Below are 24,087 nucleotides of genomic sequence, written 5' to 3' on the forward strand. Positions count from 1 at the left end.
TGGGCACACTTTTGGCTCCGCTGTTGCCATTTTATTTGCGTTGGCGGCAGACCCGCGGGAAGGAAATACCCGCGCGTGTGCGAGAAAAAATGGGTTTCCCCTCCCATCAACGTCCGGCTGGGCCGTTATTGTGGTTTCATGCGGCCAGTGTGGGAGAAGTCTTATCCATTCTGCCACTGGTTCAGGCCAGCCTGAGGCAAGACCCAACAGCTACAGCGTTGCTTACAACGGGTACGGTGACAGCCAGCGCCATTGTAAAACAGCGTTTTGAAGCAGGTCGCGTCATTCATCAGTTTATGCCGTTGGATGTTCCCCGCTGGTGTCAGCGTTTTCTGAACCATTGGACGCCGCAGGTGGCTGTTTTTACCGAGAGTGAGTTGTGGCCGACCATGTTGGGTTTATGCCATGCCCGCAATCTCTCCGTTGTTTTGGTTAATGGTCGCATGTCGGCGGCTTCCTTCCGGCAGTGGCGTCGTCTTTCTGGCGTGGCACGTCGGATGCTGGAATGTTTTGCGTGGGTTTCGGCTCGCACGGATGAGGATGCAACGCGCTTTCACGCGTTAGGCGCCGAAGCTCAACTGCCTCCCGGAGACCTCAAAACTGCGGCGGCTCCCTTGCCGGTTGATGCGCGAGAGTTGGGGCATCTGAAAGGGCTTATTGGTGCACGCCCTGTATTCCTTGCGGCCTCTACTCATGAGGGGGAAGAAATGCAGATTGCCCATGCGGCAAACCGTGTACGCCAGACCTTTCCTGACCTTTTGACAATTATTGTGCCTCGTCACCCCGAGCGTGGCGCGGAAATTGCCGCTCAGTTGGATTTTGCGCCAAGGCGGTCCCAAAAGGCTTTTCCTACCCGGCAGGATATATTTTGGGTATGCGACACGCTTGGTGAGCTAGGGCTTTTTTTCAGGCTCGCAACCTGTGTGTTTATGGGCAATAGCCTGCCCGCTTGCCATGGGGGGGGACACAATCCATTTGAGCCTGCTCGTCTGGGGTGTGTTGTGGCAACAGGGCCAAAGGTTCAGAATTTCACACAGGCATTTCAGGGTTTGCGGAGTTGTGTGGAGGTTGTGCCAGATGAGCGTGCTCTGGCTGAGTGGGTCGGGCAGATGCTTAGCCACCCGGATGAACGGGTAGAACTAGGGCGGCAGGCACAAGCTATTGCCACAGCAAACGCGGCATTGCCCGAGATGCTGGCTCGTCAGATTTTGGCTCTTACATGGTAAAGCTGTCCGCTCCCTCATTCTGGTTCAGGCCTCAGGTCAAGCTGTGGCCTGCGGTATTGACGCCTCTGGCATGGGCGGTGGCCAGAGTGGCGCGTTGCAGAATGCAGCGTAAGGGGTGGCAGGCCCCCGTACCGGTTCTATGCTGTGGCAACCTGACCGTTGGCGGTGCTGGTAAAACAACCGTTGTCATTGATCTGGTGCAAAGGTTGCAGGCTCGGGGCGTCCATCCTCATGTGCTGACACGTGGGTACGGGGGCAAAGTCCCCAATGGCACACAGGTCATGCCTGCTTTTCATACCGCGCGGGATGTAGGGGATGAACCGCTGTTACTGGCGCGTTACTGCCCTGTCTGGGTTGGTGGCGATCGTGCTGTAACCGCACGGTGCGCCGTGAGTGCTGGTGCGGATTGCCTGATTATGGATGATGGTTTTCAAAACCCGTCATTGGGAAAAACAGTGTCGCTCGTGGTGGTGGATGGTGCTGTTGGGTTGGGTAACGGGCATGTTTTACCAGCTGGCCCTTTGCGGGAGACCGTAGAGGATGGATTGGCCCGAACGGATGCGCTGCTTATTATTGGAGCAGACAGGCACGATGTTGAAAGGCTGGCACAAAGCCGGAACCTGCCCGTTTTACATGCAGAGCTGGAGCAGGTTGATGCGCCAGAAGTCTTGCGCAGTAGCTTATATGTTGCATTTGCGGGTATAGGGCGACCGGAGAAGTTCTTTGAAGGCTTGCGCTCAGCTGGGATTAAGGTGGTGGAGGCACTTCCTTTTCCAGACCACTATGCATACAATAACCGCGATATAGCGCGCCTTCAGGCTGAGGCTAGTCGTCTTGGCGCGCGGCTTGTGACAACTCCCAAGGATGCCATGCGACTGCCTGCCAGTTTTCGTCAGAATGTTGTCGTTATGAACGTCCGGTTGGTCTGGCGTGACCCGCAAGCGCCGGAATGTCTGTTAGACACTTTGCTGGCACGGCAGGCATGAAGAAGCTGATGGCAGCCGTGCTCTACTGGCTCGAATTCCTTGTTGTTTCAGCCTTATTGCAGGTGTTGGCACGGTTGCGTCCTGACACGTCATCCAACTTTGTTGGTCGGCTCTGCCGTGTTGTCGGCCCAATGCTGCCTGTTTCCCGCATTGCGTACCGCAATTTGGAAATGACCATGCCTGAACTGGATGGCCATGCCCGCAAGCAGATAGTGCTTGGAATGTGGGAAAATCTGGGGCGCAATATGGGCGAATTGCCTCATATTGCCGCTCTGCGGGAGAACACGGTCACAGGCCCCGGGTTTGAGGTGCAGGGTGCCGAGTATCTGGCACAACAGGCGCATCACGGTGGCTCTGTTCTGTTTGTATCTGGCCACATTGGTAATTGGGAAATGCTTCCGCCTGCGGTGGCACAGCATGGCACGCCGTTTGCCTCATTCTATCGTGCACCAAGTAATCCGCTGATTAATGGTGTCATTTGTTCTTTGCGGAGCAAAGCCATGGGGCGTACGCCCGTGCCCTTGTTTGCCAAAGGAGCCAAAGGAGCACGCCAGGCGTTGGCTTATGTCTCTCGCGGTGGACGTCTGGGTATGTTGGTGGACCAGAAAATGAATGATGGCATTGAAGCCTCATTTTTGGTCGTCCTACAATGACGGCGCCAGCCCTTGCCGCCATGGCTTTGCGTTACAGATGCCCTGTTATTCCGGGTTATGTGGAGCGGCTGGGGCCTGCGCGGCTCCGTATTGTGGTGGAACCGCCTATGGTTCTGCCCGATACAGGGGATAAGCAGAAAGACCTGCAAACATTAGTCCAGATGGTCAATGACCGTCTGGAGACATGGATCCGGAAGAACCCGTCAAGCTGGTTATGGCTGCATCGGCGCTGGGCTAAGGAATTATACCGCTAATTCCCCGTTGTCCGCTCCCTTGGTGAGCTAGGTAAAGCCATGTTTTGAAGATGTTTTTGTGGCATCTAGAAATGGCAGACATGTGGGTGTGAGGTATATAAAGCGGGTCGCCCTATGCCCGGCTTGGCAGTATGGTGGGGGCAAATACACTTTGTCGGAGTAGCCTGCTCATGTCTTCCCTTCCCAGCCCTGCCCTTGCGTACCGATTGGAAGCCGCCCGGGCTGTTGTGCACGATGCCGCCCGTCTGGCTATGTCCATGCGGCCGCCACCGGGTGGGCCGCAGGGGGAGTTAAAGTCTGCGCAGGACTGGTTGACCGAAACAGACGGTGCAGTCGAAGCATTTATTGCACAACGGATGCAGGCTCTTTTTCCCGAAGATGGCTTTCAGGGGGAAGAAGGCGGTCTGACCCGCACGGGTAGTTTGCGCTGGGTTGTGGATCCCATTGATGGGACTTCCAATTATGCGCGTGGCAGATGCAGATGGTGCGTGTCTCTGGGGCTGATGGATGGAGATGAGCCGGTTGCTGGCGTGATTGACGCCCCCGCTTTAGGGGAAGTCTATACCGCGCTGCGCGGTTATGGTGCTTTTTTAAATGGTAAACCGATCAAGGCATCCCCTATCAAGGACCCTGCCCGCTCCATGATTGAAATGGGGTGGAGTGGTCGTGTTCCCAAATCCGTCTTTATGGAAAAGATGGATGCGATTATGGAACTGGGCACCATGCCGCGTTCTGGAGGGTGTGGCGCATTGGCGCTGGCCGATGTGGCAAGTGGCCGGCTTGATGGGTATATCGAAATTGTTATCAATTTGTGGGATGTGGCAGCGGCTCTGCCTCTGTTGGCCGAGGCTGGTGCCGTTGTGTCTCCCTTCCTGCGGGATGGTGGGCTGACCGGGGGGGCAACCATTATGGCAGCTAACCCACATATTGGGCCTGTTCTGGCTAAGGCGGTTTCCATTCCTCTGGAATGAGGACAAAACGGAAGCAGGCCTTTCTCGTGCCACAAAAGCATGTTCTTTTTTAACAATAATTCACCGGCTTATCGTGGAGAAACCCGGAATGTATTTCTTTAGACGTCTGTCTTCAGTTTCTCTGGTTCTGGCGGCAACCATGCTGGCTTCCGGCATGGTGGGACGTGCGCAGGCAGCGGATAGCCCCCAGGCCACTGTTGATAAAGCAGCTTTGAGCGTGCAGGACATTTTTATTGGCGCAAACGCTCAGAATGCGTTGGTCACCAATCTTGCCAAGGCTCGGGCGGTCATGGTCTGCCCCGCCATGTTCCGGATGTCCATTGCGTTTGGTGGAGCGCATGGTGACTGCGTTCTGCTTGCAAAAGATGCGCGCGGCTCATGGTCAGACCCGGCTTTTTACAAACTCAGTTCTGCATCATTTGGTATTCAGTTTGGTGTTCAAAGCTCACAGATCATCTTTTTCATCATGACGGATCGTGGGCTTCAGGCGCTGCTAGATAGCCAGTTCCAGTTTGGTTCCAATGCCGGGGCATCGTTTGCGAATATGAGTTCAGCCGTAGCTAGCGCTAATGCTGGTGCAAGCAATACGGATATTCTGGTTGCCCAGAAGTCTCAGGGTGTGTTTGCCGGTGCGTCTCTGGGGGGCAGCAAGCTGACCGTGAACAGTGACGAAAACCGGGCATATTACAAACAGAGTGTTGGCCCGGAAGATATTGTTGTCAGTATGCGCGTCAACAATCCTGATGCGGACCCATTGCGCAGTGTCCTTATGCGCTATGCTCGCAAGGCTGGTACTGTCACAGGGGCAGCACCGCGTGCAGGAACAAGTGCAGACACTACCGATTCAGTAGCTAGCGACAGTACGGGTGTAACAGCTCCCAGTGGCGGCATTCAGCAGGAAAGCCTGTCCCCGGTACGGTCTGCACACTAAAAAAATCTAGCTTTTTAAGCTACCAGCCACCTTATGCCCTGCGGCGTTAGTGGCTGGTTTTTTGTTTGCGGAAAAACGTCACATTATGATTGTGGTCCGCCAAGGTAGTGGCAAAATTATGCCCACCAGACCCGCTTGCTACAAAATAGAGCATATCCCCTTTGGCAGGGTGTGCTGCTGCCTCTAACGCAGCGCTACCGGGTGAGCAAATTGGTCCAGGTGGCAGGCCGGTGTGCAGGTACGTATTGTAGGGACTGGGGACTTGAAGGTCTGCATGGGTCAAAGGCCTGTCCAGCGGGGCCGCGCCCTGTGTCAGAGCGTAAATAACTGTAGGGTCGGTCTGGAGCTTCATGCCTTTTTGCAAGCGATTGTAAAAGACACGGGCAACGGCTGGGCGTTCAGCTGGTTGGGCGGTCTCTTTTTCAATGATAGACGCGAGAGATACCAATTCTTCCGGGCTGGTTAGTGGGAGTCCGCTGTCCCTGTCTGCCCAGTTCTTTTTTAATGCTTGCACCATATCGGCTTGCATATGGGCAAGGAGTTCTCTGCGGGTGCTGTTGCGTAGATAGGTATACGTCTGAGGGAGCACACTTCCTTCTGCAGGTAGAGGGGGATCCCCCGTGAGCAGAGGTGTGTTTTGGAGCAGTCCCTGTATTTGTCGGGCTGTCAGACCTTCTGGTACGGTCAGTCTGTGTTGGACAGGCTTGCCGTGTCGCAAGATCCACAAAGTTTGCTCAATGGATACTGAAGCGGGGAAATGGAGTTCCGCAGCATGCAGCTGTCCGTCATGGCGGGTTAAGGCAACGGCGCTCAAAAATACGCGGGAATTCCACCAGCCTGTATGGATTACCCCTGCATTTTGCAGGGCGGCCAGAGTTGTTGCGTAATTGCCGTGGGGAACCACAATATCCTGATCAGAGGATAATGGCCCCTTGCAGGTATAGCTCTGCCAACCAGTAAAGGCAGTGAGTCCCAGACCTGTCAGAAGGGTAAAAACCCCTCCCCCAGCCCATATGAGAAAACGTGAGAGTTTACTGCGGCCGGAAGGAGGGGAAGGCTGTTTTTTCCGTTTAGACGCCACGCACGATCAAGCTGGCATTCGTACCACCAAATCCAAAGCTGTTGGACAGGGCAATATTAATCGGACGCTGCTGTGCGGTGTGCGCCACACGGTCAATCACGCTCTCGCGTGAAGGGCTGTCGAGGTTCAGCGTGGGCGGCGCCACGTTGTCCCGAATGGCAAGAATGGAGAAGATGGCTTCCACAGCGCCAGCTGCACCGAGAAGATGCCCTGTTGCGGATTTAGTGGAAGACATGGCCAGCTTTTTGGCATCATCGCCAAACAGGCGCTCAACAGCTTCCAACTCAAGATCATCCGCCATGGTCGATGTGCCATGAGCATTGACGTAATTGATGTCAGCTGTTGTCAGCCCGGCACTCTGCAGGGCGGAGCGCATGGCACGGTAAGCACCATAATGGCCTTCCGAGGGGGCTGTAATATGGTAGGCATCGCCCGACATACCGTAGCCGATGACCTCGCCATAAATTTTGGCACCACGGGCCTTGGCGTGCTCGTACTCTTCCAGCACGACAATGCCAGAGCCTTCGCCCATCACAAAGCCATCACGGTCCTTGTCCCACGGACGGGAGGCCTGCTGAGGCGTTGCGTTAAACCCGGTGGACAGGGCGCGTGCAGAGCAGAACCCGGCAATACCCAGCGGGCAGACAGTGGCTTCCGCCCCACCTGCCACCATAACGTCGGCATCACCAAACATAATCAGGCGTGCGGCGTCACCAATGGCGTGCACACCTGTGGCACAGGCGGTCACAACCGAATGGTTAGGGCCCTGAAAACCATATTTGATGGAGACATGACCGGAGACGAGATTGATCAGGGCGGAAGGAATGAAAAATGGCGAAAGCCGTTTTGCACGTCCCTCATGCACCGTGATGGAAGCATCATAAATGGTCTGGAGACCACCAATGCCAGAGCCGATCATCACGCCGGTGCGGCATTTATCTTCCTCGGTCTGGGGTTTCCAGCCGGAGTCTTCAACCGCTTCTGTTGCGGCAACCAACCCCATATGGATGAAACGGTCCATCTTGCGCTGGTCTTTGGTCGGCACCCACTCAGACAGAGTAAGTTTACCTTCCTCCCGCGGGCCATTGGGGACTTCCCCCGCAACCTGCGCAGGCAGATCACTTGCATCGAATTGCGAGATTGTTCCAATCCCACTTTCGCCTGCAATCAGACGTGACCATACGTTTTCGACACCCAGGCCGAGAGGCCCGACGATGCCCATGCCGGTGACGACAACGCGTCTCCGTCCAGAATTCATTCCGGCCGAAAGCAACAAACCAGCCCGCTCCCCATTCGACACATATCTGGTCCCTCAGCCATCTGAGGGACCATAATTCTGTAATTTAAAGGCAGATGGCCTGAAATCAGGCAGCTTTCTGCTTTTCAATGTAGTCGATGGCGTCTTTCACCGTGGTGATTTTTTCAGCGGCATCTTCCGGGATTTCGACATTGAAGGCTTCTTCGAACGCCATCACCAGCTCAACGGTGTCAAGGCTGTCTGCGCCCAGATCGTCAATGAACGACGCTTCCGGCGTGACCTTGCTTTCCTCAACGCCGAGATGCTCGACCACGATTTTCTTAACCTTATCAGCGATTTCGCTCATCTGTCTTTCTATCCCATATGCCTGCCTACCGAAAATGGCAGGTTGTTCAGGTGTTTAATCTGCGACGGACCTCGATACTGGCAGGTAACAGGAAAGACGAAGGCCCGCCCATTTCCGGTCCAGCAGTAAGGTGTTGCGCGCGATTAGCACGTTTTCTCTCTCCACGCCAAGGCAAACCAGACAAATACCTCTGTCTCATGCCCCAAACAGCGTGGTTGCGCTGCATGTGTGGCACATCTTAAAGCATTTTGCACCACCTGTTCTAGCCGTGCATATGCTTTTCGTGCGCTCAGGCCATAACCATGCCGCCGTTAACGTGCAAAGTGGCCCCAGTAACCCACCGAGCTTCATCCGACGCCAGATAGAGGACGGCGGAGGCAACATCTTCCGGCTGACCAAGGCGGGCCAGCGGAATGGAGGAGAGGAGTTTCTCCTTCTGTGCATCCGGCAGCACATCAGTCATGGGGGTTACAATAAAGCCGGGCGCTACAACATTGACGGTTACCCCGCGTGAGCCTGCTTCCTGCGCCAGAGATTTGCTCATGCCGACCATGCCGGCTTTGGCAGCAGCATAGTTGGCCTGCCCTGCATTGCCGGTTGTGCCAATGACGGAGGCAATGTTGACAATCCGTCCGGCCCGGCGGCGCAGCATTCCCTTTAGTGTTGCGCGGCAGAGGCGGAATGGCGCTGCAAGATCAACATTGAGAACCTGATTCCAGTCCTCGTCCTTCATGCGCAGGGCCAATGTATCCCGCGTGAGGCCCGCATTGTTGACCAGAATATCCAGCGGCGCGCCGGCAACGTCTTCAGCCTTGGCAATCAGGGCATCCGCTTCGGATGGTTCGCTCAGGTTTGCGGCCGCGTAGAATGCCCCTTCCCCCAGTTCTTCTGCCAGTTCGCGAATAACAGCTTCACGCGTGCCAGATAGAACCACTTTGGCACCCTGAGCATGAAGTGTTTTGGCAATGGCGCTGCCAATGCCGCCCGAAGCACCCGTAACGAGTGCTGTTTTTCCATCCAGTCGGAACATAGTGTGCAAGCCTGTTTTAGAGGGATTTCAGGAAGGTTTCGATATCCGCCGGCGTGCCGATGGAAAGGGTCGAAACTTCGGGGTCAATGCGGCGGACAAGACCGGACAGAACCTTGCCAGCCCCGATTTCTACAAACGTATCAACGCCCATGCCGGTCATGGTTGCCACGCTTTCGCGCCAGCGGACCCGGCCGGTAACCTGCTGAATCAGATTAAGGCGAATCGTATCCGCATCTGTTTCACGCTCGGCCGTAACGTTGGCGATAACGGGCACGACCGGAGCGGCAATATCCGTTTTGGCCAGAGCCTCGGCCATAACATCTTCCGCGGGTTTCATGAGTGAGGAATGGAATGGGGCGGAAACAGGAAGTTTAACAGCCCGCTTGATGCCCATTTCCTTAGCGATGGTAATGGCCGCATCAATCCCAGCCATTTTGCCAGAAACAACAATCTGGCCACCGCCGTTGTCGTTAGCAATTTCTATGCTGCCAGCTGCGGAGGCGCGGTTACATATTTCTTCTGCCTGCGCCAGTGTGACGCCGATCAATGCGGCCATGCCGCCCTCACCCGCTGGAACGGCCCGCTGCATGGCCTGACCGCGCAGACGCAGCAGTTTGGCGGCCTGTGCCACATCAAATGCCCGGCCGGCGGCTAGAGCCGCATATTCTCCCAAAGAGTGGCCGGCCAGCAAGGTCACGCGCCCCGCCAGATCAAGCCCGCCATCCTGTTCCAGTACGCGCAGGACTGCCATGGAAACAGCCATAAGGGCTGGTTGGGCATTTTCCGTGCTGGTCAGTGTTTCTATCGGACCTTCAAAAATCGTTTTTGATAGATGTTCACCCAGAGCATCATCAACTTCCTGAAAAACGGCTCGCGCCGCGGGAAAAGCTTGCGCAAGCTCCTGCCCCATACCGACAGACTGGCTGCCCTGTCCTGGAAAAGTAAATGCGTAAACGGCCATGATACTCACTGTTTCATAAAGCCCCGCTCAAAGCGGAGATATTGCAAAGAGTGGAAGGGGCAGACCGTTGGGGTGCGCGCAACAAAGCTTGGGCGTTACAGAGACACCCCTGTATATTCTGCCCTTCCGGCAGGCAAAAGTGCGCGCAGAATAGGGCCTGAGTTAGCGTGGCACAATACGCCAGAGCAGAACGAGCAGCGCATCCCACGGAATTGCAAGGATTTCATGCGTAAAGTGGCGCAGTCTGGTGCGTAAGGTGGCGGCATAATGCGGCATGGGGATGAATGGCACCATATGTGCGTGCCATCCTGCTAGACGCAGAAGTAAAAGGCAGCGTGGTGCGTGGTATGGGCTTGTGACCACCGCAACAGGCGTTACCCCTCCTACACCTGACTGTTTGAGGATATGCGAGCACGCGACAATGGAATCAAACGTGTCTGACGCACGTGTTTCCTGAATGATCCGTTGGGGTGGTAAGCCTGCCTGTATGAGCAGTTCGGCCATTACAGAAGCCTCTGTCCGCCCGTTTCGTGGCACGCCACCTGTTACGATATAGAATACGTTGCGCGTTGCACCGTAAGCTAGAGCGCTGCGTATGCGTCCTAGCAAGGCTGGAGTTGGGCAGCCATCCGGCCGAAGGGCTGCGCCAAAAATAATGATGGGGTGTGCGCCGACTATCGGCAAATTCATGCCAGATGACTGTTATGCTGGGGCGCGTAGGAGAACACGGTTCAGGCGTTCTAGAATATCAAAGCTTTCGCGCCAGACGTGCCGGAATTTTTCTGCACTTACGCCGCGGGTCGCCAGAATGGCGGCCAGTTCTCTCACGGTTCTTTCTCCATCAATCAAGGGTAGAATGCCCCGTGCTTGTGGAGGAAGCGGGATAGGGACAACCAGAGTGCCAAAATGGAATGGTAGCATGTTATCTGGCGTCATCTGCTTGGCCAGTTCAGCCCCAGGAATTTCTCGCATGATGGGAACAGCATCGGGCGCGAGCGGGTCGGGTTTTTTCGGCTTGGCATCTTTACGGACAACATACGCCACATGGGTTGCCATGTTGCCAGCCAGATCCTCTGCAATAGCGGCCTGTTCCTGCCATGGGAGGACTGCGATACGTGCGCGCAGCCTTGGGTCTGGCAAAAAAAGACCGGGATTGTAGCGTGCGGGTTCCATAAGTGCCGCCGGTTCCAGCCCTGTCTGATCCAGCAGGGAAAGGAACTCGGTAATGGTATAGGAGCGGTCTCTGGGGTTGAGCAGCAGGTCATACAAACCGGCGTCCCCACCAGAAAGATGGTCGCCAAAGTTGCCATTCTGACGCAGCCATGCGGTTGCGGGTAGAGTACGCATGACCCGGCGGGCAACATCCAGCCGTTCTTCTGGTGACTGTGTGAAGGGCGCCAGTTTTGCTAGCGCATCTTGCAACATATAAACGCCAGTACGGCCGTATGGAGCATAGACCATAAGGCCCATGCCGCCTTGCGGAGCCAGATGACGTTCGAGGGATTGCAGGGCGGATGCCGGGTCTGGCAGGTGATGCAGGACGCCGCAGCAGTCAATGTAATCGAATAGCCCTAGGTCCAGTGTTTCCATTTCGGTCAGGGATCCCTGAATAAAACGGATATTTTCTAACGAGCGGACTAAAGCACGGGCCTCTGCAATGGCCAGTGCTTTAGTCGAACGGTCCAGACAAATAACTTCAGCCGGGCGGGCAACCCGAGCAAGCTGGGTGGCCAGCATGATGGCGCCATCCCCTGTGCCGCACCCTGCTACGAGCACCCGTAATGGCTGGCTACGGGGGCGCTGTGCGCCAAAAACCCAATAGTCTATTTCCCTCAGGTGGCTGGGGCTGCCAATAAGCAGCCGGCGAGCCTCATCCTGTGGGTTGCGCTCTGGGTATGGATAAGCCTCGTACTGGGCTGCCAGCCCGGCATCGCGGTCATCTGTTGCGGCGTTATTTGTCATGGGTTTTGGCCTTTAGCGGGGCAGCAGTTTTCCACGCTGCCAAGCTTCCGCAGCTTCATCTGCACTCATACCTTCCACGCGCATGGCATAATCCATGGCGCTGATGATCTTGGCGCTGAGCATCAACTCATCCAGTTCATCCAGCAGGTCAGTTTCCAGCTCGTCTCGCAGTCCTTCGCGGAGGAGCAGAGTAACTTCCTGCTCTTGTCCCAATGCTTTTTCGGGATCATTCAGAATACGCAGACCGCCCTGATGGAACAGAAAGCAGGGCTGGAACAACGGCATGATGTTCTGCGGCGTGGAACCCAGTGCGGCATTCAGCTTTGCCAGTGCCTCTTCGTCCGGTAGGACGTCCAGTGTGAAGCCCGCATCTGCCAGCCTGTAAGCTGCCAGCACCCGCTCCATACGTTTTTCCAGAGATTGTGGCGTTATAATAACGCGTGAGATTTCAGGGCCAGCCTGCGCCAGCTCACTTAAAGATGCGAGCGGGCTGTTCTCGTCCGAAATACAGCAGCAGGCTTCTGGCCGGAACAGTCGGCCCAGTTGCGTGATGCCGGGGGACAGAAGGTCGGCATCGTCCTCTGGCAGCCATGCAGCAACGTAGATGTCAATTTCATGCTTGCGCAGTAGGTCAGCCAGAGCCTGTTTGGGGCCAGTTACAATTTCGGGCTCAACATCGTTGGCTTCCAGAACCCGAATGATGGTGGCTGCCGTCGCCTCATGAATGGTGGAATCAGGATAGGCGAGTGTCAGGGATGTCATTTCGGGTTCCTCTGGATCGGTCGGGACTGCAAAAGAAGTCTGCCTAGTCCTTGCCGCACGAGAAAGCGGAGTGGCAATCCCTCAAATGGAAATATCTGCCTCCATTGGGCATTTTTATACGGCAGATGGCAAAGAAAAACCGCCACACCTCATGGCAAGGCGTGGCGGTTGGAAAGCACCAGAAAAATGGTTGAGGTAACGTTAGGCTGCAACAATCCCCTGCTTAACCGGGAGAACAGGGCGGATCATGTTCAGCGCATCGGCAAAAGATGCGAACTGACCCAAAGTGGTGTCACGCACGGCGTCCATGACAATCCAGCGGTTGCCGCGTGAATAGACTTTGTAAGCAGGGTTTGAGGTTTCGCGCACCCAGACCAGAACGTAACCGGAGGACACACCGGCCTGTTTTTCTTCCGCAGGAAAAATGTCCGCATCGCAGATGCCCATCGGCTGGCTGGCCGCAATCCAGCGATCCAGATAGTCGCGGTGACGGCACATGATTTCCATCTGAAACGGAATAACCTGACAGACGTTCTGTGTTTCCGACTGACGCAGCATGAATTCTGTATCCCCTACTCAAAACCCGGTGGCTCTTTCTGTTTTGGAGCTTAAGGGGGAAACTTCCTGTCGCGCTATAGGAAAGAGAGACCTTTCGCCTCATAAAAGGGCAGGTTGATAGGGTAGTGACGAAAAAAACACAGAAAGTGAGAATCTGAGGGCAAAAAATGCACAAAAAAACAACATATGAGTAAAAATTAGGCAATTAAAGTGGCGTGTGGTGTTTCTTGAGTGAGGCGAAATTAAACAAATCGTCTTTGTGTGGGTGAATGTGACGGCCCGATCCTGCTGGGTTGGTAAAAAAATAAAGGCCAAAGGCTGTATGAATGATGGCCTCCCTCTCCCCCATTTTATCTAGTGGTCAAAAATATAATGCAGCCCAGCCCGGATTCTGAGTGCTGCTCAATGTCTCTGCAAATCTGGAGATATGTCGTGTGTCGTATGGTGGGATATCATGCAGGCGGCGGCAGGCGGCGTTTCCGTCAATTATCACAACCTTGTGATATGAAGAAAAGTGCGTGAAGCGGGCGCGGATTTCATGCTTTGCTGTAGCAGCACGCTGATGACTGTGCTACGCATGTGTTGGGCATGTTTGCAGTATTCAGGAGGGGGAATGATGGGCTTTTTGTTCAAAGCACGTAAACCTGTCAACCCACTCTTGCAGTTTGCCCGTATTTCAATATCCGGAGAAGCTTCCATCTTCTCCGCACTCCAGGATCAAGACCGTTGAAAAGTAACAGGACCGACCGCAGCCCCCGTTCTCCTCGCCGCGGCGGATTTGATGACGACTATATGTCGATGCCTTCTTTCGGTGAACGCCCCTCTTATGGTGGTGGCGACCGTGGTGGGTTTGCTCCGCGCCGGCCCGCTGGTGGTCCGCAGGTTATCGCTTCCGGCCCGGAAGTGGGTGCAGCCGTCAAGTGGTTCAATGGCGAAAAAGGCTTCGGCTTTGTCGAACTCGCTGATGGCACAGGCGATGTGTTCCTGCACGCCAACGCGCTCTCTCAGGCTGGTGTTCAGGGTGTAAATCCCGGTGCTACGCTGGTGGTGCGCATTGGTCAGGGCCCGAAGGGGCGTCAGGTCGCCGAAGTCATCTCTGTTGATGAAAGCACGGCTCAGCCGGAACGTCCGCGTAGCCCCGCTGGCGGTCGCCCGGGTTTTGGTGCGCGTCCTGCGCGTCCGGCTCCTGATCTGTCCAACGCTGAAGACACGCGCGGTACCGTTAAATGGTATAACGCTGTTAAGGGCTTTGGCTTCATCACGCCAGAAGGCGGCGGCAAGGACATCTTCATTCACGCATCAGCACTGGAACGCTCCGGTCTGCCTGGTCTGAACGAAGGTCAGGGTGTCAACGTCAAGGTTGTTCAGGGCCAGAAAGGCCCGGAAGCTGCTGAAGTGACCTCTGCCTAAAATATTGCTTTTTAGCGGTATGTAAGAAAAAAGCCCCGGTTTTTTAACCGGGGCTTTTTTTGTGGCTGCGCAATGGACAAATGTATGGGGCTCTAGGCTTTTGGGAAAAGATTAGTAGTCGCCCTTCCCTTTGTTGCGCAGTAGGCGCGCCTTATCGCGCTGCCAATCCCGGTCAGCAACAGTCTGTCGTTTATCAACGCTTTTCTTGCCAACGCCCAATCCGAGCGTAACCTTGGCCAGCCCGCGATCGTTGAAGTGTATATCCAGCGGGACAAGGGTTGCCCCCTGTTTGGCTATTGCGCCCATAAACTTTTGCACCTGTTTGCGGTGCATGAGCAGTTTGCGTGGAGCGCGCGAATCAAAGCGGGAGAGCACCCCGCCCTGATATTCTGGAATATAGCTGTTAAACAGCCACAGCTCGCCATTACGTTCGCCAGCAAAGGCTTCGCCAATTGTCGCGCGGCCCAGTCGTAGGCTTTTAACTTCTGGGCCTTTAAGAACAAGCCCGGCTTCCACTGTTTCTTTTATGGCGTAGTTGAAGCGTGCCTTGCGGTTTTGCGCGACCATGCCGTGGGAGATCATGGTGCTTTTGCTGGATTTTCCAGATTTGCCCGACATGATCAGTCCAGCAGCCCGACTTCGACCAACGCCTGCCGTACTTTTTGCCGGGATGCATCAGAGAGCGGAGCAAGTGGCAGACGGCATGTCTCTCCCGCAAGGCCCAACAGGCTTGCTGCATACTTGGCTGGTGCTGGGTTGCTCTCGCAGAACAGTGTGTCGTGCAGAGGTGTCAGGCGGTCCTGAATATCCATGGCTTCCTGCGTTTTCCCAGCTTTCCACGCGCTTTGCACTGCGGCGCAGAGAGCAGGAGCAACATTGGATGTTACGCTGATGCAGCCATCTCCCCCAGCAGCCAGAAAGGCAACGGCTGTGCCGTCTTCGCCTGAAAGCTGATTAAAAGGCTTTTCAACCGCACGACGAACCTGAAGGGGGCGGAACAGATTAGCGGTCGCATCTTTTACGCCCACAATGTTCCCATGTTTTGCTAGGCGGGCTGTTGTTTCCACGCTGATGTCAATAATGGAGCGACCCGGAATATTGTAAAGAATAACCGGAATGGAAACGGCATCAGCAATTGCCATAAAATGCCTGTAAAGCCCTTCCTGCGTAGGCTTGTTGTAGTACGGTGCGACAACAAGGGCTGCGGCCGCTCCAGCCTGTTCCGCGTGGCGCGCCAGATCAACAGCTTCAGATGTGCTGTTGGAGCCTGCCCCGGCAATGACGGGCACGCGACCATTGGCGATTTTGATGGTGCGCTCCACAACGGCGTGATGCTCGGTATGGGAGAGCGTGGGGCTTTCTCCCGTTGTGCCGACGGCACAAAGCCCTGCTGTGCCTTCCTGTATCTGCCAGTCCACCAATTTTTCAAACGAGACAAAATCCAGGCTGCCGTCCCGGTTCATCGGGGTGATGAGTGCGGTTATGGAGCCGGAGAAGAATGTATGAGACATGGAGCAGTCACTTATCCTGGAATGGCATCTGCGGGAGCGGAACGCGGAGTGTCCTGCTCATTGGCTGGTGCGTTGCGCCGGAAAGGCGATTGTTTATACACGCCTAGAATTGTGGCGTTTTTGGAAAAAAATTCAAGTTCCGCCAAGGCTTTGCCCAGACGGGAATCACCGGGGTGTCCTTCTACATCCATCAAAAAGCGTGTAGCGGCAAACGTATCGCCCGACATATAACTTTCAAGTCGGGTCATGTTCACGCCGTTGGTAGCAAAACCGCCTAACACTTTATAGAGAGCGCCCGGCGTATTCTGCACGCTAAAGAGGAGCGTTGTCATGACGTGGGGTGTCTGGGGTTCGGGTTCTTCGGGCGTGCGGGCCGTAATATAGAAGCGCGTCGTATTGTGGGCGGCATCTTCCACATTGCGCTTTAGAATTTCCAACCCGTACAGGTCTGCGGCCAAAGCGGAAGCTACTGCTGCTTCTTCGGGTTTTTGCCATAAGGCAACCAGTTCTGCCGCACCCGCCGTGTCAAACTCCGTAACAGGAGTCAGGTTGTATGTTTTAAGCAGGTTGCGGATTTGGGCCATGGCAACGGGGTGTGTATGAACCCGGCGGATCTGCTCCATGCGCGTGCCGGGTACAACCAGCAGGCAGTGTTCAACACGCTGGAAATGTTCCCCAATAATATGCAGCCCTGCGGCAGGCAGGAGAGAATGGATGTCTGGCACGCGGCCAGCAAGGCTGTTTTCGCACGCCAGCATGGCCTGTTCCGCCCTGCCCGCATGGACTGCATCTATGGCGTCGGCAAAGCTATGGCATGGCAAGGTTTTCCAGCCCGGTCGTGCTGCACGACAGGCCATGTCCGAATAGGCACCGGGCATACCCTGAAAGGCGATAACTTTGTCCATCATGGGCTTTTATGCTCCAAGCAGGCGGCGAGCCCGTTCCAGATCCTGTGGTGTATCAACCCCAAACGGCGCGATTGCAATACGTGAACACCCAATGCGCATACCATTTTCCAACGCACGAAGCTGCTCCAGGCTCTCACGTGTTTCCAGCCCGGATGGCGGGAGTTGTACAAAACGCGCAAGAGCCTCGCGCCGCCACCCATAAATACCAACATGATGCCAGAAAGTGCCCTGCCCCCATGGGATGGGCTGGCGGGAAAAATAGAGCGCCGGAGCATGTTCGGTTGTCGGGCCAAAGTGGCAGGCAACCTTAACGACGGAAGGGGCTATTTTTTCCTCTTCCGTAGTAATGGGTGCGACCAGCGTGCCAATATCGTATGCCGCATTGTTCATGGTTGTAAGAACCGCGCGTAACGTGGCGGGTTCAAGCGTAGGCAGATCACCTTGCAGGTTGATAATGGTGTTGTGGCGCCCATCCGGGTCAAGGGTTTGCACGGCCTGCCATACCCGATCGGAACCGGATGGAAGGTCAGCGTCTGTCAATACGGCCTGACCGCCAGCATTTGTGACAATATCACAGATTTCTGGGTCTGCGGCAGCAACTGCTACGGGGCCAATATCAGCCCGGAGAGCCGCATTAAGGACATGCAGGATCATGGGGCGCCCGGCTATGTCGGCCAGAGGCTTGCCGGGGAGTCTTGTCGAGGCAAGTCTGGCGGGTATGACAACGAGGGGCGGCATGATCGGCTTGCTCCAAAATACTGCGCGGCTTATAGCCGTGGAAAAGCGGCGCGCAGTCTAGAAAAGCTGCAATGTAAACGCAACCAGTGATACACAGGGCGGTAATGCGGATGGATGGCAGGTTCCTGAACAGGGTGGCGGTTTCGGCCTTGCTGAGCGTTGTAGCTATGGCTGGCGCATTTGCAACCGCGCAATCTGTTGTGCCGGACACGGCTCCGACTGCTCCCGTTTTCCAACTACCTAACACGCAGTCTGTGGCTGTGCTTCCGTTCCTGTCTCATGCCGATCAGGTGCATGGTGGGCAGTTGGTCCGGCGGATATGCGCCCAGTGTCATGGCCTTGTGGCCGGGGACGAAAGTGCCGGTCCGGTGCTGGACGGAGTTGTAGGGCGTAACGCCGCCTCCCTGCCCGGTTATGCTTATTCCGCGGCATTGCGTCAGCACGCATCTCAGGCCTGGGATGATCAGAGGCTGGCGGACTGGCTTATGGCTCCGGCCCGGTATGCACCGGGCACGCGCATGTCTTTTGCCGGGCTGTCAGACCCGCAGGATCGGGCCGATGTGATCAGCTTCCTGCATACGCTGCATACTTCCCTCCCAACCCCAACAACAGGAGCGGCCAGATGAGCCACCAGACGAAGATCGACCAATTTGTGGACGTGGCCACCATGCTGGCCGATACGGCGCGGAGCGTTGTTCGTCCGTGGTTCAGGCGCGGTGTGGATGTGGATAGCAAGAAGGATGCCAGCCCTGTTACCATTGCCGACCGAAGCGCTGAACGGGTGATGCGTGCCATTCTGGCTGAGCGGTTGCCAGGGCATGGTGTGTTTGGGGAGGAGTTCGGTCAGGAAAAAGCGCAAGCAGACTACCAGTGGTTACTGGACCCGGTGGATGGCACTCGGGCGTTTGTAACAGGTCGTCCGCTGTTTGGAACGCTGATAGCTCTTTTTTATCAAGGGGAGCCGCTGCTTGGTGTGCTGGACCAACCGGTTCTGCAGGAGCGCTGGTTCGGCGTAAAAGGGCGGGCAACCGAGTTTTCCTCCAGGTTGGGTGGTAAGGCCGGAACCCGGCAGGATGTAACGTTGGACAGGGCCGAAATGTCCTGCACATCCCCCGAGATGCTGGAACTGGCACCACATGATAACTGGAAAATTCTCAAACAGCAGGCCCGCCGCATGACATGGGGCGGGGATTGTTATGCCTATGGCCTATTGGCGCTTGGGCAGATTGACCTGATTGCAGAATGTGACATGAACCCGTGGGACTGGGGTGCCCTTGTTCCCATCGTGCAGGGGGCTGGTGGCGTGATGACCGCATGGGATGGTTCTCCCTTGCGCATGGATGGGGACCGCACGGTTCTGGCTGCCGGGTCTGCCTCCCTGCACCGCGAGGCCGTAAGGATTTTGGGTGCGGGGCGGTAAGATTTCTATGCGCGATACAGGCAAATTTAGGGGCGTAGGCTATTCATTGCGTCTGTTTTGCGATAGGTCTGCGCATCGGTACAACAGCGATGGTCAGTCCATATGAGCACGAGCACGCACCTGTCCCTCTCCAAGGACAAGATCCGTATTCTTCTGCTGGAGGGTATCCACGATAGTGCCGTCGCCCTTCTGAAGGCCTGTGGTTACGAAAATGTCGTACGCCACAAAGGGGCGCTGGAAGGCGATGCGCTCAAGGCGGCGCTCGAAGGCGTGCATATTGTCGGTATCCGCTCCCGCACGCAGCTGACCAAGGAGGTCATTGAAGGCGCAGACCGCCTTATGGCCATTGGCTGTTTCTGCATTGGCACCAATCAGGTGGATCTGGAAGCTGCCCGGTTGAGCGGGATTCCAGTTTTTAACGCTCCGTACAGCAACACACGTTCCGTGGCCGAACTGGTCATGGGCGAGATTGTTATGCTGATGCGTCGTATTTTCCCACGCTCGGTTGAATGCCATAAAGGGTCTTGGACCAAGTCGGCAGCCAATAGCTGGGAAGTGCGCGGCAAAACCTTGGGTATCGTGGGTTACGGTTCCATTGGGTCGCAGCTTTCTGTTCTGGCGGAAGCCTTTGGTATGCGCGTTGTCTATTACGATGTAATCGACAAGCTCGGTCACGGTAACGCCCTGCCCGTGGATACGCTGGATGACCTGCTGGCGCAGAGTGATGTGGTCAGCCTGCACGTGCCGCAGTTGCCGACAACGGCTAACCTGATGGGTGCCGAGCAGATCAAAAAAATGAAGAAGGGCTCCTTCCTCATTAACAATGCTCGCGGGAATGTTGTTGATCTGGAAGCCTTGGCCGAAGCACTGAAAAGCGGGGATCTGCTGGGGGCCGCCATTGACGTGTTCCCCAAGGAACCTAAAGGTCCGGGTGATCAGCTCTCCACGCCCATCATGGGGCTGGATAACGTTATTCTGACCCCGCACATTGGTGGTTCCACAGCCGAGGCTCAGGAACGCATTGGTGTGGAAGTGGCGCGTAAGCTGGTGGAATATTCCGATGTGGGTTCCACATTTGGTGCCGTCAACTTCCCTGGGGTTCAGTTGCCGCAAAGCCCGCGTGGTACACGCTTCATGCATGCACATCATAACATTCCGGGCGTTATGATGAAGCTGAATGAAATCTTCCTGCGTGAAACCTGCAATGTTACCGCACAGTTCCTCCAGACGGATGGGGAAATTGGTTATGTGGTGATCGAAGCCGATACCGGGGGCGATACGGAGCTGGATGACCGTCTGCTCAAGGCTTTGCGTGAACTGGATGGCACGGTGCGTGCCCGTCTGATTTACAAAGGCCGTTAAGCATGTGCTGCGGAGAGCGGGTATGATCTATTCCCGCATCCGCAGTTTTGCCTTTTCGGGTATCGAGGCCAGACCCGTATGGGTTGAGGTGCAGATATCCAGTGGTTTGCCTGCATTTCTTGTTGTAGGTCTGCCAGACAAGGCTGTGGCTGAAGCGCGTGAGCGTGTAAGGGCAGCCTTGACCGCCATTGGGCTTGCGCTCCCAGCAAAGCGTATTCTTGTCAATTTGGTCCCTGCGGATCTCCCCAAAGAGGGTTCGCACTTCGACCTGCCAATAGCATTGGCCTTGCTCGCTGCCATGGGTGTCATTCCCGCAGAGGAAGCCGGTCGTTATGCAGCCTTAGGCGAACTTTCGCTGGATGGCCGGCTTAATCGGGTCTCTGGTGTTCTTTCAGCGTCGTTGGAAGCCGCTTCCATGGAGCTGGGGCTCATTTGCCCTGCGTCTCAAGGGGAAGAAGCACTATGCGGCGGAGATATTGCCATTCTGGCGTCTCCTGACCTGCTCTCATTGATCAATCATTTCACCGGACTGCAAATTCTTCCCGCTCCTGTTTTTTCCAACGTACCCGCCGTTTCTGATGGGAATGAGCCGGACCTGGCAGATGTTAAAGGAATGGAGACAGGACGCAGGGCATTGGAAATAGCAGCTGCTGGTGGGCACTCCCTTTTACTATCTGGCCCACCGGGGGCTGGTAAATCCATGCTGGCGTCAAGGTTGCCGGGGTTGCTCCCGGATCTATTACCTTCGGAAAGTCTGGCTGTTTCGCGTATCTACAGTGCGGCTGGGTTGTTGACGGATGGCAGGCCCATGCGGCGCCCGCCTTCGCGCGCTCCTCATCATTCTGCCAGCCTGCCTGCTCTGGTGGGAGGCGGTGCACGCGCGCGGCCCGGTGAGATCAGTCTGGCGCATCATGGTGTCTTGTTTTTGGACGAATTGCCGGAATTTTCGCGGGCTGCTCTGGAGGCGCTGCGTCAGCCGTTGGAAACCGGTCAGGTCAGTATTGCGCGGGCCGCCGTGCATATTACATACCCTGCCCGTTTTCAGCTTATTGCCGCCATGAACCCCTGCCGCTGTGGGTACATGGGTGATGCGGAACGGGAATGCAGCAAAGCGCCGCGTTGTGGGGCGGATTATCTGGCCCGGTTATCCGGCCCGCTGATGGACCGTATGGACCTGCACGTAGCCATGCAGCCCTATGAGCCTCTTGGTTATATGACACAGGCGGACGGGGAAAGTACGGCTACGGTTGCCAAACGTGTTGCTCAGGCCAGAACGCGCCAGACAACTCGGCAAGGGGCGCGCAGGAATGCCGAAGCACCGCTCGACGTCCTTGCTCTAACCAGTGCAGGCCAAACCCTTGCGCAGGCCATTGCCGAGCGTTTTCGTTTTTCTGCGCGAGGGTACACCCGCTTGCTACGGGTCGCCCGGACCATTGCGGATCTGGCTGGGGAGCCTGAAGTGGAGCCGCCTCATATTGCTGAGGCGGCTACTTTTCGTGCACGCGCCAATCCATAGGTTTGTTAAAGAGCATGGTGGAGCGCGTTAAACGCCTGCTCCAGATCGGCAATCAGGTCCTGAACATTTTCCAGACCAATCTGGAGCCGAAAAGCCGGGTCACTTGGTTGTTCCGTGCCAAAGCTGCGCGTTATGCCGCCAGTCGTTGGGAGCACAAGGCTTTCATACCCTCCCCATGAGGCACCAATGCCAAATAGGCGCATGGCATTAATCATGCGCTCCATATTTTTTTGAGTGTACGTACTGTTCAGAACGACACCAAATAGGCTGCCTGCCCCCGTAAAATCTCGCTTCCAGAAGGCATGGCCGGGGCAATCCGGGAGTGCGGGGTGCAAAACCTGCGCCACTTCGGGCCGCTCCTGTAGCCATGTGGCAATCTGTAGGGCCGTGCGGGCCTGCTGTGCAAGGCGCACTCCCATTGTGCGCAGGCCACGCAATGTCAGCCAGCAGTCATCTGGCCCAGCTAACTGGCCGAGCTGAATGGAAGCATCGCGCAAAGTCCGCCAACAGGCCTGATTAGCCACGGTTATGGCCCCAGCAATAACGTCCGAATGTCCTGATGGATATTTGGTTAGAGCCTGAATGGAGACATCCACACCATGCTCGAATGGGGCGAAAATCCCAAATCCCCATGTGTTGTCAAGAAAAAGCAGTGCTCCGTTCTTATGGGCAACATCCGCCAGCATGGGAATGTCCTGCACTTCAAAAGTGTGGCTGCCCGGACTTTCTGTAAAAATAATGCGGGTGTTGGGCTGAATATAGTCTTCTACCTCTGCCCTGCTGGCACAGGGAGGAAAATAGGAAATATCAACCCCGAACCGCCTGAGCATATTTTCGGCAAAGCGGCGGGTCGGGCCATATACACTATCGGCTAGAAGGCAGTGGTCACCAGCTTTTAAAAAAGCAAGGAGAGGCGTCGTGCACGCAGCAAGGCCGGAACTGACAATCTGGCAGTCTGTTCCGCCTTCTATCTGTGCAATCAGCTTTTCCAGTTCATGCTGGGTGGGGGACCCCATGGCGCCATAAATACTGGCGTGGTTATAGCGTTCAAGCCCTCTCTTCCCCATGCTTTCCAACGATGGAAAGAGAACGGTTGAACCACGCTCTACGGGTGGGTTGACGTAAACACCGCCCTCGGGTGCCTCTGGCCTCCCTGCATGGGTCAGTGTCGTGCCGAGTTTCTGCCATCCAGTGTCAACGCCGCTGCGATCAGTCATGAGTTTTGTCCGTTGTAATAGGCGTGTTTGGGGTGCTGCCCCACTCAGCCCACGAGCCATCATAAAGTGCATTGGACCTAAAGCCCGCCAGTTCCAGTGCAACGGTAAGGACGGCGGCGGTCATGCCTGAACCACAGGTGGTGATGGGGTGCGTCGTGGCGGAAACGCCAGCCTGCAAAAACAGGGCTTCCAAGGCTGGAGGGGAAAGGAAAAATCCTTTCTCGTCCAGGACATTTTTGTAGGGAATGTTACGGGAGCCCGGCATATGGCCAGACTTTACCCCAGCGCGCGGTTCAGGCTGTGTGCCATAAAAACGGGCGGCGCTCCGGGCGTCTAGTATCGGGCGGTTTTGCAGCCGAACATGTTCGAGCATGTCACCCAAGCCTGCGATACGGGAGTATTCCGTTTGGGGGTGGTATCTCTGGGTGGGGTAATCAGCCCCCTCCCCTTGCTCTACAGGTAGGCCCTGTTGTTGCCACGCAGTAAGGCCGCCATGAATGATCTGGGTTTTTTCGTGTCCGAATAGTTTGGTCATCCACCATGCCCGGCAGGCGGAGGCAACATTGCCCTGATCGTAAAAAACAACGTGGGTCTGTGGGGTAATACCCATTTTGCCAAACAGGTGCGCAAAGTGGGCAGCCGATGGAACTGTATGGGGTAAGGTGCTTTGCGGGTCCGAAAAGGCATCCATGTCAAAAAACTGGCTGCCGGGGATATGGCAGGCGGTGAATCTTGCCCGTGGGTCAAATGTCTCCCCCGGCAGGGTTGTCGTGGCATCCAGAAAGCGGATTGAGCCATCTTTGGCGAGTGTGTGCAAAAAATCGCCAGAAACAAGAGGAGACATAACGAAAAGCCTCATGGAATTTTCAAAACAGGGGACACAGGATCACATAGTCCGTGGCAACTGGCAAACGTGTTTGTGGCTGTTTGAATGTGCGACACACAGCCTTTACAGGAACCGACTGGAAAGTCGGGGCATAATGCGCCATACCATTAAGCCGATACGCCATGTTCCAGTAAGGAACT

The 24,087-nt window shown here is 55.8% G+C and carries 24 protein-coding genes and 1 pseudogene; 10 read left to right on the forward strand and 15 right to left on the reverse strand.

Annotated features, from left to right (window positions below):
* The first annotated feature begins 77 nt into the window (after positions 1 to 77).
* The 5 genes and pseudogenes from AGA_RS07660 (at position 78) to AGA_RS07680 (ending at position 5,021) form a co-directional block, all read left to right on the forward strand.
* Entirely contained in the window at positions 78 to 1,226 is a 1,149-nt protein-coding gene (locus tag AGA_RS07660) for a 3-deoxy-D-manno-octulosonic acid transferase (RefSeq protein WP_264811947.1), read from the forward strand.
* 2 nt (positions 1,227 to 1,228) lie between these two features.
* Positions 1,229 to 2,212, forward strand: coding sequence for a tetraacyldisaccharide 4'-kinase (gene lpxK / locus AGA_RS07665; protein ID WP_373319919.1), 984 nt, complete (start codon positions 1,229 to 1,231; stop codon positions 2,210 to 2,212).
* Positions 2,209 to 3,119 (forward strand): annotated as a pseudogene (locus tag AGA_RS07670) (lysophospholipid acyltransferase family protein). The gene lpxK and the pseudogene AGA_RS07670 overlap by 4 nt, the downstream one beginning before the upstream one ends.
* Before the next feature lie 170 nt (positions 3,120 to 3,289).
* On the forward strand, positions 3,290 to 4,090 hold the full coding sequence (locus tag AGA_RS07675) for an inositol monophosphatase family protein (RefSeq protein WP_059023727.1): 801 nt from the start codon (positions 3,290 to 3,292) through the stop codon (positions 4,088 to 4,090).
* 88 nt (positions 4,091 to 4,178) lie between these two features.
* A complete protein-coding gene (locus AGA_RS07680; protein ID WP_059023728.1) occupies positions 4,179 to 5,021 on the forward strand; it encodes a lipid-binding SYLF domain-containing protein in 843 nt (280 codons plus the stop codon).
* 46 nt (positions 5,022 to 5,067) lie between these two features.
* On the opposite strand, the gene mltG is transcribed toward AGA_RS07680, so the two are convergent.
* The 9 genes from mltG to AGA_RS07725 all read right to left on the reverse strand — a co-directional run bounded on the left by mltG (position 5,068) and on the right by AGA_RS07725 (position 12,979).
* The gene (gene mltG / locus AGA_RS07685) at positions 5,068 to 6,102 is read right to left on the reverse strand and encodes an endolytic transglycosylase MltG (RefSeq protein ID WP_083503583.1); all 1,035 of its coding nucleotides are present in this window, start codon (positions 6,100 to 6,102) and stop codon (positions 5,068 to 5,070) included.
* Positions 6,092 to 7,360, reverse strand: coding sequence for a beta-ketoacyl-ACP synthase II (fabF, locus tag AGA_RS07690; RefSeq protein ID WP_083503584.1), 1,269 nt, complete (start codon positions 7,358 to 7,360; stop codon positions 6,092 to 6,094). Before fabF ends, mltG begins: the two co-directional genes overlap by 11 nt.
* 106 nt (positions 7,361 to 7,466) lie before the next feature.
* Positions 7,467 to 7,706, reverse strand: a complete 240-nt coding sequence (locus AGA_RS07695; protein ID WP_025825175.1) for an acyl carrier protein — start codon at positions 7,704 to 7,706, stop codon at positions 7,467 to 7,469.
* Between the two features lie 289 nt (positions 7,707 to 7,995).
* Positions 7,996 to 8,736 (reverse strand): 3-oxoacyl-[acyl-carrier-protein] reductase, encoded by a 741-nt coding sequence (gene fabG, locus AGA_RS07700; RefSeq protein WP_059023730.1) that lies wholly within the window; start codon positions 8,734 to 8,736, stop codon positions 7,996 to 7,998.
* Positions 8,737 to 8,752: 16 nt separating this feature from the next.
* A complete protein-coding gene (fabD, locus tag AGA_RS07705) occupies positions 8,753 to 9,697 on the reverse strand; it encodes an ACP S-malonyltransferase (protein ID WP_059023731.1) in 945 nt (314 codons plus the stop codon).
* Between the two features lie 162 nt (positions 9,698 to 9,859).
* A complete protein-coding gene (locus AGA_RS07710) occupies positions 9,860 to 10,387 on the reverse strand; it encodes a YdcF family protein (protein ID WP_059023732.1) in 528 nt (175 codons plus the stop codon).
* A 12-nt stretch (positions 10,388 to 10,399) separates the two neighbouring features.
* Entirely contained in the window at positions 10,400 to 11,659 is a 1,260-nt protein-coding gene (locus tag AGA_RS07715) for a class I SAM-dependent methyltransferase (protein ID WP_059023733.1), read from the reverse strand.
* A gap of 12 nt (positions 11,660 to 11,671) precedes the next feature.
* Complete coding sequence (locus AGA_RS07720) at positions 11,672 to 12,421, reverse strand: glycine betaine ABC transporter substrate-binding protein (protein WP_059023734.1); 750 nt, start codon at positions 12,419 to 12,421, stop codon at positions 11,672 to 11,674.
* 201 nt (positions 12,422 to 12,622) lie between these two features.
* Positions 12,623 to 12,979, reverse strand: a complete 357-nt coding sequence (locus tag AGA_RS07725) for a hypothetical protein (protein WP_059023735.1) — start codon at positions 12,977 to 12,979, stop codon at positions 12,623 to 12,625.
* Between the two features lie 726 nt (positions 12,980 to 13,705).
* Here AGA_RS07725 and AGA_RS14320 point away from each other — a divergent pair.
* Positions 13,706 to 14,389, forward strand: coding sequence for a cold-shock protein (locus AGA_RS14320; protein WP_059023736.1), 684 nt, complete (start codon positions 13,706 to 13,708; stop codon positions 14,387 to 14,389).
* Positions 14,390 to 14,500: 111 nt separating this feature from the next.
* On the opposite strand, the gene smpB is transcribed toward AGA_RS14320, so the two are convergent.
* From smpB to AGA_RS07750, 4 genes are read right to left on the reverse strand one after another with little or no spacing between them, the layout of a single operon-like run.
* The gene (gene smpB, locus AGA_RS07735; protein ID WP_059023737.1) at positions 14,501 to 15,007 is read right to left on the reverse strand and encodes an SsrA-binding protein SmpB; all 507 of its coding nucleotides are present in this window, start codon (positions 15,005 to 15,007) and stop codon (positions 14,501 to 14,503) included.
* Between the two features lie 2 nt (positions 15,008 to 15,009).
* Positions 15,010 to 15,900: a 4-hydroxy-tetrahydrodipicolinate synthase gene (dapA, locus tag AGA_RS07740; protein WP_059023738.1), complete on the reverse strand. Its 891-nt coding sequence runs from the start codon at positions 15,898 to 15,900 to the stop codon at positions 15,010 to 15,012.
* Positions 15,901 to 15,911: 11 nt separating this feature from the next.
* Positions 15,912 to 16,808: a prephenate dehydratase gene (locus tag AGA_RS07745; protein ID WP_059023739.1), complete on the reverse strand. Its 897-nt coding sequence runs from the start codon at positions 16,806 to 16,808 to the stop codon at positions 15,912 to 15,914.
* Between the two features lie 6 nt (positions 16,809 to 16,814).
* Complete coding sequence (locus tag AGA_RS07750; protein WP_083503585.1) at positions 16,815 to 17,549, reverse strand: 3-deoxy-manno-octulosonate cytidylyltransferase; 735 nt, start codon at positions 17,547 to 17,549, stop codon at positions 16,815 to 16,817.
* A gap of 107 nt (positions 17,550 to 17,656) precedes the next feature.
* On the opposite strand from AGA_RS07750, the gene AGA_RS07755 reads away from it, so the two are divergent.
* From AGA_RS07755 to AGA_RS07770, 4 genes are all read left to right on the forward strand, one after another.
* Complete coding sequence (locus AGA_RS07755; protein WP_059023741.1) at positions 17,657 to 18,172, forward strand: c-type cytochrome; 516 nt, start codon at positions 17,657 to 17,659, stop codon at positions 18,170 to 18,172.
* The gene (locus tag AGA_RS07760) at positions 18,169 to 18,966 is read left to right on the forward strand and encodes an inositol monophosphatase family protein (protein WP_059023742.1); all 798 of its coding nucleotides are present in this window, start codon (positions 18,169 to 18,171) and stop codon (positions 18,964 to 18,966) included. The genes AGA_RS07755 and AGA_RS07760 overlap by 4 nt, the downstream gene beginning before the upstream one ends.
* 102 nt (positions 18,967 to 19,068) lie before the next feature.
* Complete coding sequence (serA, locus tag AGA_RS07765; RefSeq protein WP_059023743.1) at positions 19,069 to 20,328, forward strand: phosphoglycerate dehydrogenase; 1,260 nt, start codon at positions 19,069 to 19,071, stop codon at positions 20,326 to 20,328.
* Between the two features lie 22 nt (positions 20,329 to 20,350).
* A complete protein-coding gene (locus tag AGA_RS07770; RefSeq protein WP_059023744.1) occupies positions 20,351 to 21,844 on the forward strand; it encodes a YifB family Mg chelatase-like AAA ATPase in 1,494 nt (497 codons plus the stop codon).
* A 5-nt stretch (positions 21,845 to 21,849) separates the two neighbouring features.
* Here the strand turns inward: AGA_RS07770 and metC are convergent, their stop codons facing one another.
* Both metC and AGA_RS07780 read right to left on the reverse strand, forming a co-directional pair.
* The gene (gene metC / locus AGA_RS07775) at positions 21,850 to 23,061 is read right to left on the reverse strand and encodes a cystathionine beta-lyase (protein WP_059023745.1); all 1,212 of its coding nucleotides are present in this window, start codon (positions 23,059 to 23,061) and stop codon (positions 21,850 to 21,852) included.
* Positions 23,054 to 23,905, reverse strand: a complete 852-nt coding sequence (locus AGA_RS07780; RefSeq protein WP_157065324.1) for a sulfurtransferase — start codon at positions 23,903 to 23,905, stop codon at positions 23,054 to 23,056. Before AGA_RS07780 ends, metC begins: the two co-directional genes overlap by 8 nt.
* Positions 23,906 to 24,087 lie beyond the last annotated feature (182 nt).

The sequence above is a fragment of the Acetobacter ghanensis genome, from assembly GCF_001499675.1.
Taxonomy (GTDB): Bacteria; Pseudomonadota; Alphaproteobacteria; order Acetobacterales; family Acetobacteraceae; genus Acetobacter; species Acetobacter ghanensis.

What these genes read in the sequence shown, in the direction of transcription:
- AGA_RS07725 (WP_059023735.1), bottom strand. Translation starts at nt 12,979, where the DNA reads ATGCTGCGTCAGTCGGAAACACAGAACGTCTGTCAGGTTATTCCGTTT.
- AGA_RS07745 (WP_059023739.1), bottom strand. Translation starts at nt 16,808, where the DNA reads ATGATGGACAAAGTTATCGCCTTTCAGGGTATGCCCGGTGCCTATTCG.
- AGA_RS07715 (WP_059023733.1), bottom strand. Translation starts at nt 11,659, where the DNA reads ATGACAAATAACGCCGCAACAGATGACCGCGATGCCGGGCTGGCAGCC.
- AGA_RS07680 (WP_059023728.1), top strand. Translation starts at nt 4,179, where the DNA reads ATGTATTTCTTTAGACGTCTGTCTTCAGTTTCTCTGGTTCTGGCGGCA.
- AGA_RS07710 (WP_059023732.1), bottom strand. Translation starts at nt 10,387, where the DNA reads ATGAATTTGCCGATAGTCGGCGCACACCCCATCATTATTTTTGGCGCA.
- metC (WP_059023745.1), bottom strand. Translation starts at nt 23,061, where the DNA reads ATGACTGATCGCAGCGGCGTTGACACTGGATGGCAGAAACTCGGCACG.
- AGA_RS07675 (WP_059023727.1), top strand. Translation starts at nt 3,290, where the DNA reads ATGTCTTCCCTTCCCAGCCCTGCCCTTGCGTACCGATTGGAAGCCGCC.
- dapA (WP_059023738.1), bottom strand. Translation starts at nt 15,900, where the DNA reads ATGTCTCATACATTCTTCTCCGGCTCCATAACCGCACTCATCACCCCG.
- AGA_RS07720 (WP_059023734.1), bottom strand. Translation starts at nt 12,421, where the DNA reads ATGACATCCCTGACACTCGCCTATCCTGATTCCACCATTCATGAGGCG.
- smpB (WP_059023737.1), bottom strand. Translation starts at nt 15,007, where the DNA reads ATGTCGGGCAAATCTGGAAAATCCAGCAAAAGCACCATGATCTCCCAC.
- fabF (WP_083503584.1), bottom strand. Translation starts at nt 7,360, where the DNA reads ATGAATTCTGGACGGAGACGCGTTGTCGTCACCGGCATGGGCATCGTC.
- AGA_RS07695 (WP_025825175.1), bottom strand. Translation starts at nt 7,706, where the DNA reads ATGAGCGAAATCGCTGATAAGGTTAAGAAAATCGTGGTCGAGCATCTC.
- fabG (WP_059023730.1), bottom strand. Translation starts at nt 8,736, where the DNA reads ATGTTCCGACTGGATGGAAAAACAGCACTCGTTACGGGTGCTTCGGGC.
- fabD (WP_059023731.1), bottom strand. Translation starts at nt 9,697, where the DNA reads ATGGCCGTTTACGCATTTACTTTTCCAGGACAGGGCAGCCAGTCTGTC.
- serA (WP_059023743.1), top strand. Translation starts at nt 19,069, where the DNA reads ATGAGCACGAGCACGCACCTGTCCCTCTCCAAGGACAAGATCCGTATT.
- AGA_RS07780 (WP_157065324.1), bottom strand. Translation starts at nt 23,905, where the DNA reads ATGTCTCCTCTTGTTTCTGGCGATTTTTTGCACACACTCGCCAAAGAT.
- AGA_RS07770 (WP_059023744.1), top strand. Translation starts at nt 20,351, where the DNA reads ATGATCTATTCCCGCATCCGCAGTTTTGCCTTTTCGGGTATCGAGGCC.
- AGA_RS07755 (WP_059023741.1), top strand. Translation starts at nt 17,657, where the DNA reads ATGGATGGCAGGTTCCTGAACAGGGTGGCGGTTTCGGCCTTGCTGAGC.
- AGA_RS07760 (WP_059023742.1), top strand. Translation starts at nt 18,169, where the DNA reads ATGAGCCACCAGACGAAGATCGACCAATTTGTGGACGTGGCCACCATG.